Here is a 14,778-nt window from a genome sequence, read left to right on the forward strand (position 1 = left end):
ACAGGCCATGAGGGAATGGCCTGCCAAACTGACAGGAGTCATTAGAAAAAGTATTCTCGAAGCGCGCAATTCCCAAAGAAAAGTGGCACATCAGTTCGACGGACCAATCCGGCACAAATCTTGCTATCTAGGATTTCTTGAAGAGAAATACGCTGTACCCGACCCGTGAATATCAGGGTCGTAAATCATTCTGCACTAAGAGGAGATCTCCGTGGCAGCCAAGCAATTGACTTACTCGGATGAAGCCCGCCAGAAATTACTGGCTGGCGTTTCAAAATTGGCCAAAGCCGTGCGATCCACGCTCGGGCCTCGCGGTCGAAATGCCGTGCTGGATAAAGGTTGGGGCTCGCCGACCGTGACCAAGGACGGCGTCAGTGTCGCTGAAGACATTGAACTGAGTGATCCTTACGAAAACATGGGGGCTCAGCTCGTAAAAGAAGCCGCTTCTAAAACCTCGGATGTGGCTGGTGACGGCACCACTACGGCGACCGTTCTAGCAGAATTCATCTATCGAGAAGGTTTGAAGGCGATTGCCGCCGGTCACGACCCGATGGGTGTTTCCCGCGGTATCCAAAAGGGTGTGGATGCTGTGGTCGAAGAACTGAAGGCCATGGCTCAGAAAATTGACGCCAACAGCGAAAAAGAAATTACGGAAGTGGCGAGCATCGCCGCCAACAACGATAAAGAAATCGGCGCCAAGCTGGCTCATGCCATGAAACTGGTCGGTGCGACCAACGGCGTGATCACCGTTGAAGAAGGCAAGACTCCCGAAACCGAAGTTATCGTTGTTCAGGGTATGCAGTTCGACCGGGGTTATCTCTCGCCGCACTTCGTCAACAATCAGGAATCGGTTACCTGCGAATTCGAAAATCCTTACATCCTGATCTTCGAAGACAAGATTTCCAACGTTAAAGACCTGGTACCTATTCTGGAAGCGGTTTCCAAGAAGAAAGAACCGTTGGTTATCATCGCCGAAGACGTCGAAGGCGAAGCATTGGCTACGCTCGTGCTGAATAAGCTCAAGGGCATTCTGCAGGTTGTGGCCGTGAAGGCTCCGGGCTACGGCGATCGTCGTAAGGAAATGCTGCAGGATATCGCAACCCTCACGGGTGGAAAAGCGATCTTCAAGGATCTGGGAATTCAACTCCAGAACGTCAAGATCGAAGACCTCGGCCGAGCCAAGAAGGTCAAGATCGACAGTGAAAACACTACGATCACCGAAGGCGCAGGCGAAAAGAAGGCGATCGACGGTCGCGCAGAAATGATTCGTAAGCAGATCAAAGTGACCGAAAGCGAATACGATCGTGAAAAGCTGCAGGAACGGCTGGCGAAACTCGCCGGTGGTGTTGCTCAGCTGAAGGTCGGCGGGGCAACTGAAACGGCCATGAAAGAACGCAAGGCACTGTACGAAGACAGCTTGCACGCAACACGCGCTGCGTTGGCCGAAGGAACGGTTCCCGGCGGTGGTGTGGCTCTTTTGAATGCTCGCAAGGCTCTCGACAAGATCAAGCTGACGGGCGACGAAGAAGTTGGGGCCCGCACTTTGTTCCGCGCTCTCGAAATGCCGACCCGCATGATTGCCGAAAACGCTGGCAAGGACGGCACGGTTGTGGTTTCCCACATCCTTCGTAAGAACGATGCAAACTGGGGTTACAACGCTGATACCGACAAGTATGAAGATATGCGAAAAGCGGGTGTGATCGATCCGGTCAAGGTGACCCGCAGCGCTCTCCAGAACGGGGCTAGCGTAGCTTGCCTGCTGCTGACTACCGAAAGCTGCATTGCCGATATTCCGGAACCCAAGGGTGAAGGTGGCGGTGATCATCATGGCGGTCATGGTGGCATGGACGGCATGGGTGGTATGGGCGGAATGGGTGGCATGGGCGGAATGCCCGGCATGGGAATGATGTAATCCAGCAGGCCTGCCGGTTTTCCGCAGGCCCTTCTCAACGCTTAATCGCACGAAATAATTTGGAGATATGGGAATGTCCGTGAATCTGAAACCTCTCGACGATCGAATCGTAGTTGAACCTCTGGAAGCGGAAGAAAAGACGGCGGGCGGCATTCTGCTCCCCGATACCGCTAAGCAGAAGCCGCAGCGTGGCAAAATCGTAGCCGCTGGTCCGGGCAAGCTGTCCGAAACTGGCAGCCGACTGGCTCTGGCTGTGAAGGTTGGCGATGAAGTTCTGTACGGCAAGTACAGCGGCAGCGAAGTCGAAGTGGGCGGCAAGGAATTCAAGATTCTCCGCGAAGGCGATATCCTCGCCAAGTTGGCCTAATTCGCATCGGGCACGAGGAAGCCAGCCTTCCTCGTAAATTGTTGGTTCAACGTTCCGGATACTCTTGGCAGGCAGGTTGAGTCAATCGTCAAAGTGGATGATTACCAGGAATCTTCCTGCGGGGAAGTTCCGGATTTGAAATAAACGAAACCTCGAAAACAACGGAAATAAATCATGGCAAAGCAACTCCTTTATACCGACGAAGCTCGCAAGAAGCTTTTGAGCGGCGCTGAAAAGCTGGCTCATGCGGTGGGCGTTACGCTCGGCCCAACAGGCCGCAACGTGATCATCGATAAGTCGTTCGGCGGCCCCACCGTCACCAAGGACGGCGTGACAGTCTCCAAGGAAATTGAACTTCAGGATCCATTCGAAAACATGGGCGCCAAGCTCGTGAATGCTGTCGCTCAGAAGACTAGCGACATTGCAGGGGACGGTACCACCACCGCCACTATCCTGGGCCTGGCCATCTATCAGGAAGGCCTCAGAAACATCACCGCCGGTGCCAATCCCATGGCTATAAAGCGCGGTATCGATAAGGCCGTTGAAGAAGTCGTCAAAAACCTGAATGACAAGCTCACCCGCAAGCTGACCAGCAAGGAAGAAATGCAGCATGTGGCTGCTATTTCCGCCAACAACGACCCGGCAATCGGTAAATTGATGGCAGATGCATTCGAGAAGGTGGGCAAAGACGGCGTCATCACCGTTGAAGAAGGCAAGACCAGCGAAACAACTCTGGAATTTGTCGAAGGCATGCAGTTCGACAAGGGTTACATCAGCCCTTACTTTGCTGTGAACACTCCCGATCTGAAAGTGGAATTCGAAGACGCTTTAATTCTCATCTACGAGAAGAAGCTTTCGAACGTCCGCGACATGCTGCCTTTGCTGCAAAAGGTGGCGGAAACCCGCAAGCCGTTCCTGATCATCGCGGAAGATGTTGAAAGCGAAGCTTTGGCTGTTCTGGTTGTGAACAAGCTGCAGGCTGGCTTCCCGGTTTGTGCCGTAAAGGCTCCCGGCTTCGGCGACCGTCGCAAAGCGATGCTCGCGGATATCGCCACGCTGACCGGCGGTACCTTCATCAGTGAAGATCTGGGTATCAAGCTCGAAAACGTGACCGTGGATCAACTGGGCCGCGCCAAACGCGTGATCGTCGAAAAAGAAGGCACCACGATCATCGATGGGCTCGGCAATAAGAAGGCTCTGGAAGACCGAATCAAACAGATTCGCACTCAGATGAGCCAGACGGAAAGCGAATACGACAAGGAAAAGTTCAGCGAACGCCTGGCCAAGCTGACGGGTGGTGTTGCTATCGTTCGTGTCGGTGGGGCCACCGAAGCCGAAATGAAGCAGACCAAGGGCCGCGTGGAAGACGCACTGCACGCAACTCGTGCCGCGGTCGCCGAAGGTATCGTTCCGGGCGGCGGAACGGCGCTGCTCCGTAGCGTAGTGGTGGCCGAGAAGGTTGCAGAATCGCTGAAGGGCGACGAGCGGCTGGGGGCAGAAATCGTGGCTCGGGCCATGACCAAGCCCATTCGCACGATTGCGGAAAACGGCGGCAAGGACGGAGCCGTGGTCGCCGATGAGGTGCTGTTCCAAGGGGGCGACAACTTGAACATCGGCTTCAACGCCAACACGGGCGAATACGTCGATATGTTCAAGGCCGGTATTGTCGATCCCACCCGCGTGACCCGTAGTGCATTGCAAAATGCCGCGAGCATTGCCGGTCTGATGTTGACAACCGAAGTTATGATTACGAAGATCGATGAAGACGATAAGAAGAGCCGCGTTCTGGGCGCTGTCGTCTAATCGAACTTTTCGGAAAACCGCAGAGCACGCAGTGAACGCCGGGTAGGTTACCCATAAACCAAGTTAATTGGTTTTGTTTTAAACCTCATTCGCGTCTATTGCGTGCTTTGCGGTTAAATCGTTCTTATTTTGAGATATCCATGGCCGGTAAACGCGATTATTACGAAGTACTCGGCGTTACGCGAGAAGCCTCGACGGAAATAATCGTCAAGGCCTACCGTAAGCTTGCACGCGAGTACCATCCCGATCGTAATATCGGTAACAAAGACGCCGAGCACAAGTTCAAGGAAGTCAACGAGGCCCACGAAGTCCTCTCCAACGACGAGAAACGCGCTGTTTACGACCGTTATGGTCACAGTGGCCTCGAAGGCGGCATGGGGGGAGCGGGCTTTGGAGGTTTCGGAGGCGGTGCCGGTGATGTCTTCTCCGATCTGATCAACGGATTTTTCGGAGGTGGACAGCAGCGCCGACGCGGACCGCAGGAAGGTCGGGATATCCAGATGGTACTGGATGTCACTCTGCGGGAAGCGGCGAAGGGCATCAAGAAAGATGTCGTCATTCCGCGCTTGGAAACCTGTGTCGATTGCCGGGGCGCCGGCACGAAAACGGGCAAGAAAGTCCAGTGTCGAAACTGCGGAGGAAAAGGGGAAGTCTACCTAAGCCACGGCTTCTTCCAGGTCCGTCAGGCCTGTCGATCCTGCAACGGCAGCGGTTCGACAATCAGCGATCCCTGTCCCAGCTGTCGCGGTCAGGGCAAAGTTGAGGAAAAACGCAAACTCGAAGTGAATATTCCCGCCGGAGTCGACACGGGTGTCCGACTTCAGCTGCGGGGTGAAGGCGAAGCCGGCGATCCCGGGGCGGTTCGGGGCGACCTGGAAATCGTCATCCGAGTGGGAGAAGATCCGGATTTCAAACGAGACGGTAACCACCTGATAACGGTTGTACCCATCACCTACAGCCAGGCCGCGCTGGGAGCTTCGATTGAGATACCCACCTTGCTGGGTAAAACGATGCTTGAGATTCCCCGCGGTACACAAACCCACACAGAACTTCGCGTAAGCGGCGAGGGAATGCCCAGTCTGCGCGGCAACCGCAAGGGAGACCTGCGAGTTCTCGCCATTGTGGAAACTCCCACGAAGCTCACCCCGCGTCACGAAGAACTGCTTCGCGAGCTGGCGGGAATCGAACAGAAGCATGTTTCCCCCGAGCGGAAAACATTTTTCGACAAACTCAAAGGATTCTTCGGCAACGAAGAGAAAAAAGACGAAGACTAACGATCTTAGATCCGGTCAGCGACCGAGGGCCCAACAGTTGAGGTGCGGATCTTGCGATCGAGAGGATATCAGGAATGGCAAAGGAAGAAACGAAGTCACCGCAGGTCGAAGTTCCTCCTGAGGAGAACGCGACTACTCCGGAAGTGACCGAAATGAAAAACCGGCTGGAAAAAGCAGAGCAGCAGAATATCGAACTGCTTCGAACGCTTGCTGAATTTCAAAATACCCGCAAGCGGGAGGCCCGCGATCTGGAAATCGAACGAAAGTTCTCCCACTCCAAACTGGCGAACGATCTCTTACCGGCGTTGGATAACCTGGAGCGGGCCCTGGGCGCCGCCCGGCAGGCCGGCGATAAGAGTCCGCTCGTGATGGGAGTCATGGCCACGCAGATGCAGATTCTGGATATCCTTCGTCGACATGGGATTACACCCATCGAAGCGCAGGGACAGAGTTTCGATGCCAATTTCCATCAGGCCGTGACGACTCGGCAAACCGCGGATATCCCGGCCAATCACGTCCTGGAAGTTCTCCAAAAGGGCTTCATGATTCACGATCGCGTCCTACGTCCGGCCAGCGTCGTGGTCGCCCAAATGCCTACCGTTCCCGTTGAAAAGAATGGAGGAGAATGAGTCATGCCAACTTACGATTACGTCTGTGATGCCTGCGGTCATAAATTTGAGGAATTTCAGTCCTTCAGTGCGGAGCCATTGAAGGACTGCCCGAGCTGTTCCAAACCTTCGCTGCGCCGATTGTTTGGAACCGGGGCCGCAATTTTGTTCAAAGGATCGGGCTTCTACGAAACCGACTACCGGAGCGATTCCTATAAAACGGCGGCCAAGACCGATTCCGACACGGCTAAGCCCACGAGCACGCCGGCCCCGGCAACTCCGACACCAGCGCCCGCTCCCAAGACTGATTCCGCATCATCCGGTTCCTGATTTTGCGATGCAATGATGGCTAAACAGATCTGCGAAATTTGCGAAAAACCAATGCCTGGCCCTCCATCCGAATGGCCGGACTTTCCATTTTGTTCCCCGCGCTGTCGGAAAATCGATCTGGGTCGCTGGCTGGGTGAAAAGTACAAAATCGCTTCGAAACAAAACGAGGATCAATCCTCCGATGAGGACTTGGAGGAAGATTGAACTCCCGATTGTCGCTTAAGAATTCGAGATCGCGCTGCCGATCCAGAGAATCGCTATCCCATTTCCATTCGAATCCTGAAATTGTCTGGTTCCTTTTTTCTCTTCGTCCTTCGGTTCCGGTTCGGACAGATTCGGATCATTCACCGAGGGAAACGAGACTTGAGGTGTGATCACTTTTTCCTGCTTCCGGGTCTTGGTAAATAGTACTGGCATTATCAGTAGCGTAATCACCAGCCAGAGACAGCAGGCAATGCTGATGGCGTGGCCCAGGGCATAGTTCATCACCAGCCAGAGCGATAGCGTCCAGATCAGGAAGTGACCGAAGTTCAGCAACAATACGTAGATAACCTTGAGGGTACCGGGGCGATTGACTCGGCCGATCATGGTATCGTCGATATAGCGTTTGCCGCCTTCTTCCCGGTATTGGATTTCCCCCGGCGGGAAGTTGCCGTTCTTGTCGAGTTTGGTGATGAATCGGACTGGCTTATCCTTTTCCGTAACAATCAAAGCGAAGATCGCCCCTTCCGCATCGGCCTTCCGAAACGGCTGATTTTGATCGTTCATGTAAACCATCTTCGTTCCGACCGACCGGCGGGTGTACCGAATCGTCTTCTCCTCTTCGCCAACCTTCTTAACGGCATCGACCACATCGAAATCTTCGGTGTCGTAAGAGGAGAAACTGAAGAGGGTGTCGTAGCGACCGGGATTTTTCGTGTCGATCCAGCACCAGAGAGTCAGAAAACCGCCGGCCAGAAGCGCCGTGACAAAAGACCGCAGTGGCATTTTGTCCGCCGGTACACTGTAGAGCCAGGATTGCAGTACCATCGAACCGATATAAGCCAGAACGGCGATAGAGGTGATAATTAAAGCGGCAATGAGCAAAAGATTCACGGTGTTTCCTCGATAGGTTGCAATCACCCGCTGGGACGAGTACTTAAGTCAGGCTAGAAATCCCAGTCGTTTAGTCTACGCCAGACGGTCGAGATCTCGCAAGCGCCGATCCGCATCAAAAGTCGGGGCGGGCAGTTGCTCGGCCAGCCGAACCGAATCCTCGGGCGAAAGATTCGCTTTGGCAATTCCGGTCCCCCGAAAGATCGGTAACTTCTTCTTCATGGCGATGATCTCCCGGCGGGTTCGTCCCCGCGGAGCATCCGGCCAGCGACCAATTCGTTCCTGAAAATCAAAAAACATCGGTACGACTTCCCGGATGTACTTCCAGTAGCCGGGATTATCGGTCTGAATGACAAACATCCCACCCGGAATCAGGGAACGGTGCACCAGAGCCAGAAAGGAAGGCGTGATGAGCCTTCGGTGCACCACCTTGGCATCGTAGTAGGGCTGCGGGTGATAGCAGTGAATCTCCGCGATGGAATGCTCGGGAATATATTTTGCTAGAAGCTCGTGGGCTCCGCCGACAGCGAACCGGAGATTCGATAGCCCCCTTTGATTACCGCGCCTACGTGCATAGCGAATGACCACCGGCAGCGTATCGATCCCTAGATGATCGAATTCCGGCTTGGCCACCGCACTTTGAATGCTGAATCGACCGTTACCGCAACCGAGGTCGAGTATAACGGGGGCTTCCCGGCCGAAGAGATCCTTCCAGACCAACGGTCCCGATTCTGGCATCTTCTTGAGGGCCGTTTGTACCCACTTGGAGGGCTCCAGGATTTCCCCGGCGAAAGCGACTCCGAATTCCCGTTCAATTCTTTTCATGGACGCGAATGCTCAGTTGGTCTTCAGCGAATTGAAAACGAGCCCAGTGAGTATCTTCGGGAAAAAGTAGGTTGATTTGGGAGGCATCTTTTCCAGGTGCCCCGCAATCGATTCCACGTGTTCCATGGTTGCGGGGGGTACGAGAGCCGCCAAGTCGCACTGTTGGTCCGAGATCGCCGCCTCCACTTCCCCAAGTAAATGGACATACTGGCACTTGCCCTGGCCGCCGAGCAGATGATTCAGCACCAGGACATGCAGAACGCTCACGGCCAGTTCCTGCCAATCTTCGGAATGGTCCGAAGCCAACTTCTCCATCAGTTCAGGATTTTGAATCCGAGCCAGAATCCAGGTATCATCCGCCTTGGTGTAAAGTCCCAGGATATCCTGCGAGCCATCCATTTCTATCTCGTCCCAGGCTTCCCGACCCGCGGCCGTCCCTTTGCCCAAGACCTTGACTTCGAAGTGCGGCTGCAATTTTTCGCTCAGTATTTTTGAGCTCAGTCCCGGCAGGCCGCTAACGAGTCGATGGGTCGGGAGGATGATCAAACCGGGGTCGCTCATGCTCACCAGATTCATGAGGATGAAATTGGCAGGATGATCTGGCCCAGTGAGCATGCCGTTGGCTTCGAGTTCGTCCCGGTATTTCAAGCCCGTTTCATACCGATGATGGCCATCGGCGATGAAAATCGGCCGATTCGTCATCTGGCCAGTGACTGCCAGAATGATCTTTTCATCGGTAATCGGCCAGATTTTACTGGTAACTCCCAGATGATCGGTAGCGGACAGTGGGAGCTGCCGCATCAGGCTATTTTCGAAATTGGCGAAGACTTCATTCGCTTCATCGGGGTAAAGGCCGAAGACAGGCGAGATATTCATTGCAGTCGATCGATAGAGTTTGAGTCGATCCGCTTTTGGACCGGACATGGTCTCTTCGTGGGGGTAGATTTTTCCCTGACCGAAGGGTTCCAGACGAACTCGGGCGAAAAAGCCTCGACGAGTGAATATCTTCCCTTCGACGACAAATTCCTGTTGGAGCACGTACAGGTTTCGAAGCGTATCCTGTTGTAAAACCGAAGCGTGCTGCCATTCCTTCAAGGAGGCGGCCGCCCGCGTATAGCGATTTTCGTTTTCAGTGTCTTCGGGCAGATCTTTCGTGAGTTCAAGTCGGATGGCGTTGTAAGGGCTCAGATCGTAAAGCTTCTGTTGCAGGGAAGCGTCGACCACATCGTAAGGAGGCGCCACCAGATCGGTGAGCTGACCCGCACGTCCCAAATCGTATCGAAATCCACGAAAAGCCCGAACATCCGCCATCACTAAATCCTTTTATCAACAGGAGGAAAAATCTCTCCCTGAAACTCAGTCGAATGGGGATAGTATACTTGGATAAGGGGCGTGTGAGATGACGGAATCGGAAATTCGGAAGATACTGGAAGAACGATTACAAGCCTTGGAAGGTCGGATTCAAGCGGCCTGCCAACGAAGCGGGCGGTTACGGGAATCGGTCACTCTGGTGGCCGTCACCAAAACGGTAACTAACCAAGTCGCCGGGATCTTGCCGAGTCTAGGGGTCTCGAATTTTGGGGAAAATCGCCCGCAGGAACTGAAGCGAAAATTCCAGTCGCTGCCGGGGTTGGGCATTCGCTGGCATATGATCGGTCATTTGCAACGGAACAAAGTGGCGGAGACGCTTCCATTAGTGGAGTTGATCCATTCCGTGGATAGCCCCAGGCTCTTTCAGGAGATCTGCAAGGAAGCTCAAAAGCAGAACCGATCTACCCAATTTCTGTTCCAAGTCAATGGGTCCCGAGAAGCCGCCAAGCATGGTTATTCCTACGAGGAACTTGAGAAGCAGCTCACAGAAATGCCGGTGGGTAATCCGCTAAAATTTTGTGGATATATGACCATGGCCGCGTACACCGAGGACCCGGAAGCCTGCCGGGCCACTTTTCGAGAACTGAAGGAGTTTGCCTATCGACATAGCCCGCAGCCGGAATTGTCGATGGGAATGAGTAATGACTTTGAAATCGCGATCGAAGAAGGGGCCACGTTGATTCGGATCGGTTCCGTGCTATTCGAAGGATTGCCCGGTCCGGGAGAGGAAGCGTGATTGAAATTAAAGAACACGTCGAGGGAATCGCAATTCCCGTCCGGGCTCAACCGAACGCGAAAAAAGTGGGCGTGCAGGGCGAACAGGCCGGGGCGCTGAAAGTGGCTGTGAGTGCGCCGCCGGAGGATGGCAAGGCAAACGATGCGATAGTCGAGGTATTGAAGGATTTTTTCGGAGTTAAGCGATCTCAGGTGGAGTTGATTTCCGGTCGCACCCACCGGAACAAAATCTTTTTAATTCGGGACTGCTCCCCGGATCACGTGCAGTCCCGCTTGGCTACCTTAAGCTAGGCTTTCTTGCTGCAACAGTGGTCGGGATATGCCGCGAAGACACTTCTAAAGCTTTCGCGATAAGCGTAAAAAACGCCCAGGAAAAGGACCAGTCCCACCAGTACGGGCGGATCGGCTTTCTTTTCAAGGCAGAAATCGAAAAGAAGAATATTGACGAGGATCGGCCCGATGATGGTCAGACCCAATGGCACGAAGAAGCCCGTAAGCAGAAAGGCCCCTCCAATGATTTCCAGGATTTTGACGACACTGAAATAATTGCTTTGAGTCATGACCTCCATGAATTTTTTTGTGGGTTCCTGCCATTTGCTGGCCGTTTCAGACATATCCACGATGTTAACGAAATAACTCAGTCCCCCAAAGAGGAACATCACCCCGAGCAGAGTCCGAATCACGATCACCAAATATTTCATCGCACTGCCTCCCCAGTTTGAACGAATCTCCCTTTCAGCATTAGACTAACTCGAATCGGTATTTCAATCGCGCTTGTTCCTGTCCAATTCCTGGATAGCTTAACTTGACACGCCGAAATCCTTTTTCTGGAGCATCCTATGCGTTTCCAAAAACTCTTTGCGTTTCTAAGTTTGTGTCTGGGTATTCTGGTCAGCCATGCCGCCGCGGAGGAAATCAAAGTAGGCGATCCCGCCCCCGCTTTCGAAGCCAAGGACGAGACTGGAAAAATTTGGAAATCGAGTGATGTGGTGGGGAAGAAAACGCTCGTCATCTTTTTCTACCCGGCCGCCACCACTAACGGTTGCACCAAAGAAGCCTGTGCCTATCGGGATCTTGCCGCCAAATTCACCGCCAAAGATACGGTTGTCGTCGGGATCTCCGGAGATAAGCCCGAGGGGCAGATGCTCTTCAAGAAACTGCACAATCTGAACTATCCCTTGCTTTCGGACGAAACCGGGGTCATCGCTAAAGCCTTCGGGGTGAGTACCAAAGCGGGCGGCACCGTTACGGCGAAGGATGCCAAAGGGGAAACCGTGCTGGATAAAGAAAATAATCCGGTGAAGTTAACTAGAGGCCTCACTGAATCCCGCTGGACTTTCGTAATCGGGAAAAACGGCAAGATTCTATCGAAGAATACGGAAGTCAAAGCGGCCGAAGATGCCAAACAGGTCCTCGAGTTGATTGAGAAAACCAAGTAGCTTTTAAGCGGGAACCAGCAATCCTTCCTCCATCTTCAAAGTTCGGGGGAAGGTTGCGGCCAGTTCCGAACTGTGCGTTACGGCAATTAATATGGCCGATTGTTCCCGAGTCAGCCGTATCAGCAACTCTCCGACTTCGCGGGCAATTTTCTGATCCAGATTTCCAGTGGGTTCATCGGCCAGCAAAAGCGCGGGCTTCAGAATCAAGGCCCGGGCGATGGCGACACGCTGCCTTTCTCCTCCCGACAATTCCGCCGGTTGATGCGATAGACGGTGCGACAGCCCCACTTCCTCTAAAAGTTTGCGGGCGACGGCTTCGATCTGAGCCTTGTCGAGATTGGGATGGACTAAAGTTGGAATCAGGACGTTTTCCAGAACATTGCACTGCGGCAGCAGATGGTGTTCCTGAAACACGAAACCGATCCGTTGATTGCGAAACGCGGCGATACCGGTTTCATCCAGTGTAAAAGGATCGACTTTGTTGAGTTTGACCGAACCGCTGGTAGGCTTGTCGAGAGTTCCCAGGATGTTCAGCAGGGTACTTTTGCCGGAACCGGAAGGGCCCATAATCGCCACGGTTTCGCCCGGTTGCAGCGTCAGTTCCACCCCTCGCAGAACTTCCAGTTGCTCGGCACGCGTCGGATAGGACTTTCGCAGATCGCGGACTTCCAGAGACATATTTCCAATCCTTAGCTCTCTTTGAGGGCGAGAGCCTGTTTGAGTTCTCTACGCCCAGGGCACATCGGCCCGGGGATTTTCCGGCTGCAGTTTGCCGAATTCCTCGATCAGCTTCATGGACTTTTCCTGAATGTTCTTGGGTACGATGATTTTGAACACGAGGTATTGGTCGCCATCACCCAGACCGAGCCCGCGCAAACGCAGTTTGGAGCCTCCGGAGGTTCCTGGCTTGATCTTGACTTCCACCCGTTTTCCACCGACTGTAGGAGCCTCGATTTTTCCACCGAGAATCGCTTCCGGGATGCTGATGGGAACATCGAGGTAGATGTCTTTTCCTTCTCTTCGAAAGAAGGGATGGGGATCGATCAGGATCTTAACGGTAATATCTTCGCCACTGGGTCCCTGACCAGGCACGCGGAGTTTTTTGCCTTCTTCAATTCCCGCGGGAACTTTGATATCCAACCGCTTGGGACCGATTTGAAGTGTGACGGATCCGCCGCTGGCCGCCGTGCTCAGAGGTATGCGAGCTTCGACTTCGATCGGTTGGGGCGGAGCGGATCGACGTCCGCGTTTCTTGCCGCCGCCGCCACCCCCGCCGAAGAACGAGGAAAGATCGGGCATACCGCCGCCGTGCATTCGGGAAAAGACTTCCTCGAACATGGCAGGATCGACGTTTGCGCCGCCGCCGCCCGGACCGCCGGCAAAATTGAAACCGCCGGGTCCGCCCGCCCCGCCCATGGGGGTATCGGTACCGAACTGATCGTAATTTTGTCTTTTTTTCGGATCGTTCAGAGTATCGTAGGCGGACTGAATCTCTTTAAACTTGGACTCCGCAGTTTTATCGCCCAGATTACGGTCGGGGTGGTATTGCCGAGCCAGTTTCTTATAAGCTTTGGTGATTTCTTCGGACGAGGCGCTTCGGGAAACGCCAAGGACTTCATAATGATCGCGGGGCATGGAGTGCCGTTCCGTGATGGGGTGGTTAATACGTTTACGTTCTATTTCTATTCTAAGGCAATAGTCAGCCCGGGCGAGTGGTCATTTAATTTGTGTGCCGATGCACCACAGATGTTTTTCGCCCCGGATGAAAATCTGCCCTTTGCTGAATGCCGGGGAAGCGAAACAATTCTCATTGAGTGAATTCTTGGAGAGGACTTCCAAATTTTTGTCCGCCTGTACCACAGTCATTTTTCCTTCATCGTCGAGGAAGTAGAGGCGATTTTCGGCGAACACGGGAGAGGCGCTAAAGTGTTTTCCCAAGCGTTCCTCCCAGAGAAGTTTACCCGTCTCGGCATTCCGGCAAGTCGCCAGCCCCTCATCTTTCACGTTGAAAAACAGCCCATTCACCGCCAGAGGGCTGGGGACATAACCGGCTCCCTTGGTTTCGTGCCACTGCACATGAGTTTTTGTGACGTTCCCCGTACCATCAGGGCGAATGGCCATCACGTGGTAGGTCGGAAAGCCGGCCGTGAGAAAAAGGAGATTCTTGTGATAGACCATGCTGGCCACGAATTGCTCCGTAGGGCCATCGATCGTCCAGATTAAGGAGCCATCATCCGGGTTATAGCTGCAAACGCATTTGCTTCCGGTCATAACTAATTGAGTTTTCCCGGCCGCCTCCACGATCAACGGCGGACAGTAAGATCGGGTGTGATTGGGTCGATCAATTTTCCATTTCACTTCACCCGTCTTTTTATCGAATGAGACCAGATAGCCGTTGCCGTCGTGGTCGCCGTTGACGATCACGCTACCCTTGTAAAGTACCGGTGGGCTGCAGAAGCCGTGCTGCGATTTGAAGGGGCCGGGCGATTTGCGCCAGAGTTCTTTTCCGTCGAAATCGTAACAGACCACCAGCAGTTTATCCCGATTGAGGAAAGTCACATATACTCGCTCGCCATCTGTGGCGGGCGTGCTGCTCGAATAACTATTCAGCGTGTGAATTCTCTCCAAGGGGGCTTTTTCCACCACCGTTTTCCAATGAATCTGGCCGGATTTGCGATCCAGAGATATCAGCACCCGATCGCAGGGTTCATTTCCCGGAGCCTCGCCTTCCAGGCAACTGGTTAAGAAAACGCGGTCCCCGCATATAATCGGAGAAGAATGGCCGCGACCGGGAATGGCGACTTTCCAAACCACATTTTGAGTTGCGGTCCACTGGATCGGGAAGCCGGTGTCGATACTGGTACCATCGCCTCTCGGGCCACGCCAGCCCGGCCAATCCTCGGCTTGAAGCGCGGAACTCGAAACCAGGAAGAAAAGAGAGATTGCCAGAGAGATTTGCCGCATCCCGAAGACTCCGCTTGTGAGGTAGGACCTTTATTCAAACACATTTCTTTTGCTG

General features: G+C 53.8%; 17 protein-coding genes. 10 read left to right on the forward strand and 7 right to left on the reverse strand.

What is annotated here, in order from left to right; all coding sequences use genetic code 11:
- Positions 1 to 211 precede the first annotated feature (211 nt).
- The 7 genes from groL (KIH39_RS01165) (at position 212) to KIH39_RS01195 (ending at position 6,498) form a co-directional block, all read left to right on the forward strand.
- Complete coding sequence (groL, locus tag KIH39_RS01165; protein ID WP_213497449.1) at positions 212 to 1,912, forward strand: chaperonin GroEL; 1,701 nt, start codon at positions 212 to 214, stop codon at positions 1,910 to 1,912.
- A gap of 73 nt (positions 1,913 to 1,985) precedes the next feature.
- Complete coding sequence (gene groES, locus KIH39_RS01170) at positions 1,986 to 2,279, forward strand: co-chaperone GroES (RefSeq protein WP_213497450.1); 294 nt, start codon at positions 1,986 to 1,988, stop codon at positions 2,277 to 2,279.
- A 174-nt stretch (positions 2,280 to 2,453) separates the two neighbouring features.
- Positions 2,454 to 4,082 (forward strand): chaperonin GroEL, encoded by a 1,629-nt coding sequence (groL, locus tag KIH39_RS01175; RefSeq protein ID WP_315852407.1) that lies wholly within the window; start codon positions 2,454 to 2,456, stop codon positions 4,080 to 4,082.
- A gap of 140 nt (positions 4,083 to 4,222) precedes the next feature.
- A complete protein-coding gene (dnaJ, locus tag KIH39_RS01180) occupies positions 4,223 to 5,356 on the forward strand; it encodes a molecular chaperone DnaJ (protein ID WP_213497451.1) in 1,134 nt (377 codons plus the stop codon).
- Between the two features lie 74 nt (positions 5,357 to 5,430).
- A complete protein-coding gene (gene grpE / locus KIH39_RS01185) occupies positions 5,431 to 5,985 on the forward strand; it encodes a nucleotide exchange factor GrpE (RefSeq protein ID WP_213497452.1) in 555 nt (184 codons plus the stop codon).
- Positions 5,986 to 5,988: 3 nt separating this feature from the next.
- Entirely contained in the window at positions 5,989 to 6,294 is a 306-nt protein-coding gene (locus KIH39_RS01190; protein WP_213497453.1) for an FmdB family zinc ribbon protein, read from the forward strand.
- A 15-nt stretch (positions 6,295 to 6,309) separates the two neighbouring features.
- On the forward strand, positions 6,310 to 6,498 hold the full coding sequence (locus tag KIH39_RS01195) for a DNA gyrase inhibitor YacG (RefSeq protein WP_213497454.1): 189 nt from the start codon (positions 6,310 to 6,312) through the stop codon (positions 6,496 to 6,498).
- Between the two features lie 15 nt (positions 6,499 to 6,513).
- Here the strand turns inward: KIH39_RS01195 and KIH39_RS01200 are convergent, their stop codons facing one another.
- The 3 genes from KIH39_RS01200 to KIH39_RS01210 all read right to left on the reverse strand — a co-directional run bounded on the left by KIH39_RS01200 (position 6,514) and on the right by KIH39_RS01210 (position 9,525).
- Complete coding sequence (locus KIH39_RS01200) at positions 6,514 to 7,389, reverse strand: hypothetical protein (RefSeq protein ID WP_213497455.1); 876 nt, start codon at positions 7,387 to 7,389, stop codon at positions 6,514 to 6,516.
- Between the two features lie 75 nt (positions 7,390 to 7,464).
- Positions 7,465 to 8,214, reverse strand: a complete 750-nt coding sequence (trmB, locus tag KIH39_RS01205; protein ID WP_213497456.1) for a tRNA (guanine(46)-N(7))-methyltransferase TrmB — start codon at positions 8,212 to 8,214, stop codon at positions 7,465 to 7,467.
- A 12-nt stretch (positions 8,215 to 8,226) separates the two neighbouring features.
- A complete protein-coding gene (locus tag KIH39_RS01210) occupies positions 8,227 to 9,525 on the reverse strand; it encodes a DUF1015 domain-containing protein (protein WP_213497457.1) in 1,299 nt (432 codons plus the stop codon).
- Between the two features lie 88 nt (positions 9,526 to 9,613).
- Here KIH39_RS01210 and KIH39_RS01215 point away from each other — a divergent pair, with 88 nt between their 5' ends.
- Positions 9,614 to 10,321 carry a YggS family pyridoxal phosphate-dependent enzyme gene (locus tag KIH39_RS01215; RefSeq protein WP_213497458.1) on the forward strand — a complete coding sequence of 236 codons (708 nt, stop codon included), beginning with the start codon at positions 9,614 to 9,616 and terminating at the stop codon, positions 10,319 to 10,321.
- On the forward strand, positions 10,318 to 10,611 hold the full coding sequence (locus KIH39_RS01220; RefSeq protein WP_213497459.1) for a DUF167 domain-containing protein: 294 nt from the start codon (positions 10,318 to 10,320) through the stop codon (positions 10,609 to 10,611). Before KIH39_RS01215 ends, KIH39_RS01220 begins: the two co-directional genes overlap by 4 nt.
- Here the strand turns inward: KIH39_RS01220 and KIH39_RS01225 are convergent.
- Complete coding sequence (locus KIH39_RS01225) at positions 10,608 to 11,021, reverse strand: DoxX family membrane protein (RefSeq protein WP_213497460.1); 414 nt, start codon at positions 11,019 to 11,021, stop codon at positions 10,608 to 10,610. The genes KIH39_RS01220 and KIH39_RS01225 overlap by 4 nt on opposite strands.
- A gap of 138 nt (positions 11,022 to 11,159) precedes the next feature.
- On the opposite strand from KIH39_RS01225, the gene KIH39_RS01230 reads away from it, so the two are divergent.
- On the forward strand, positions 11,160 to 11,759 hold the full coding sequence (locus KIH39_RS01230) for a peroxiredoxin (RefSeq protein ID WP_213497461.1): 600 nt from the start codon (positions 11,160 to 11,162) through the stop codon (positions 11,757 to 11,759).
- Positions 11,760 to 11,762: 3 nt separating this feature from the next.
- On the opposite strand, the gene KIH39_RS01235 is transcribed toward KIH39_RS01230, so the two are convergent.
- The 3 genes from KIH39_RS01235 to KIH39_RS01245 form a co-directional block, all read right to left on the reverse strand.
- A complete protein-coding gene (locus tag KIH39_RS01235) occupies positions 11,763 to 12,437 on the reverse strand; it encodes an ABC transporter ATP-binding protein (protein ID WP_213497462.1) in 675 nt (224 codons plus the stop codon).
- Positions 12,438 to 12,485: 48 nt separating this feature from the next.
- Positions 12,486 to 13,394, reverse strand: coding sequence for a DnaJ C-terminal domain-containing protein (locus KIH39_RS01240; protein ID WP_213497463.1), 909 nt, complete (start codon positions 13,392 to 13,394; stop codon positions 12,486 to 12,488).
- A gap of 81 nt (positions 13,395 to 13,475) precedes the next feature.
- Positions 13,476 to 14,723 carry a PQQ-binding-like beta-propeller repeat protein gene (locus KIH39_RS01245; protein ID WP_213497464.1) on the reverse strand — a complete coding sequence of 416 codons (1,248 nt, stop codon included), beginning with the start codon at positions 14,721 to 14,723 and terminating at the stop codon, positions 13,476 to 13,478.
- Positions 14,724 to 14,778: the final 55 nt, after the last annotated feature.

The sequence above is a fragment of the Telmatocola sphagniphila genome (assembly GCF_018398935.1).
Lineage (GTDB): Bacteria > Planctomycetota > Planctomycetia > Gemmatales > Gemmataceae > Telmatocola > Telmatocola sphagniphila.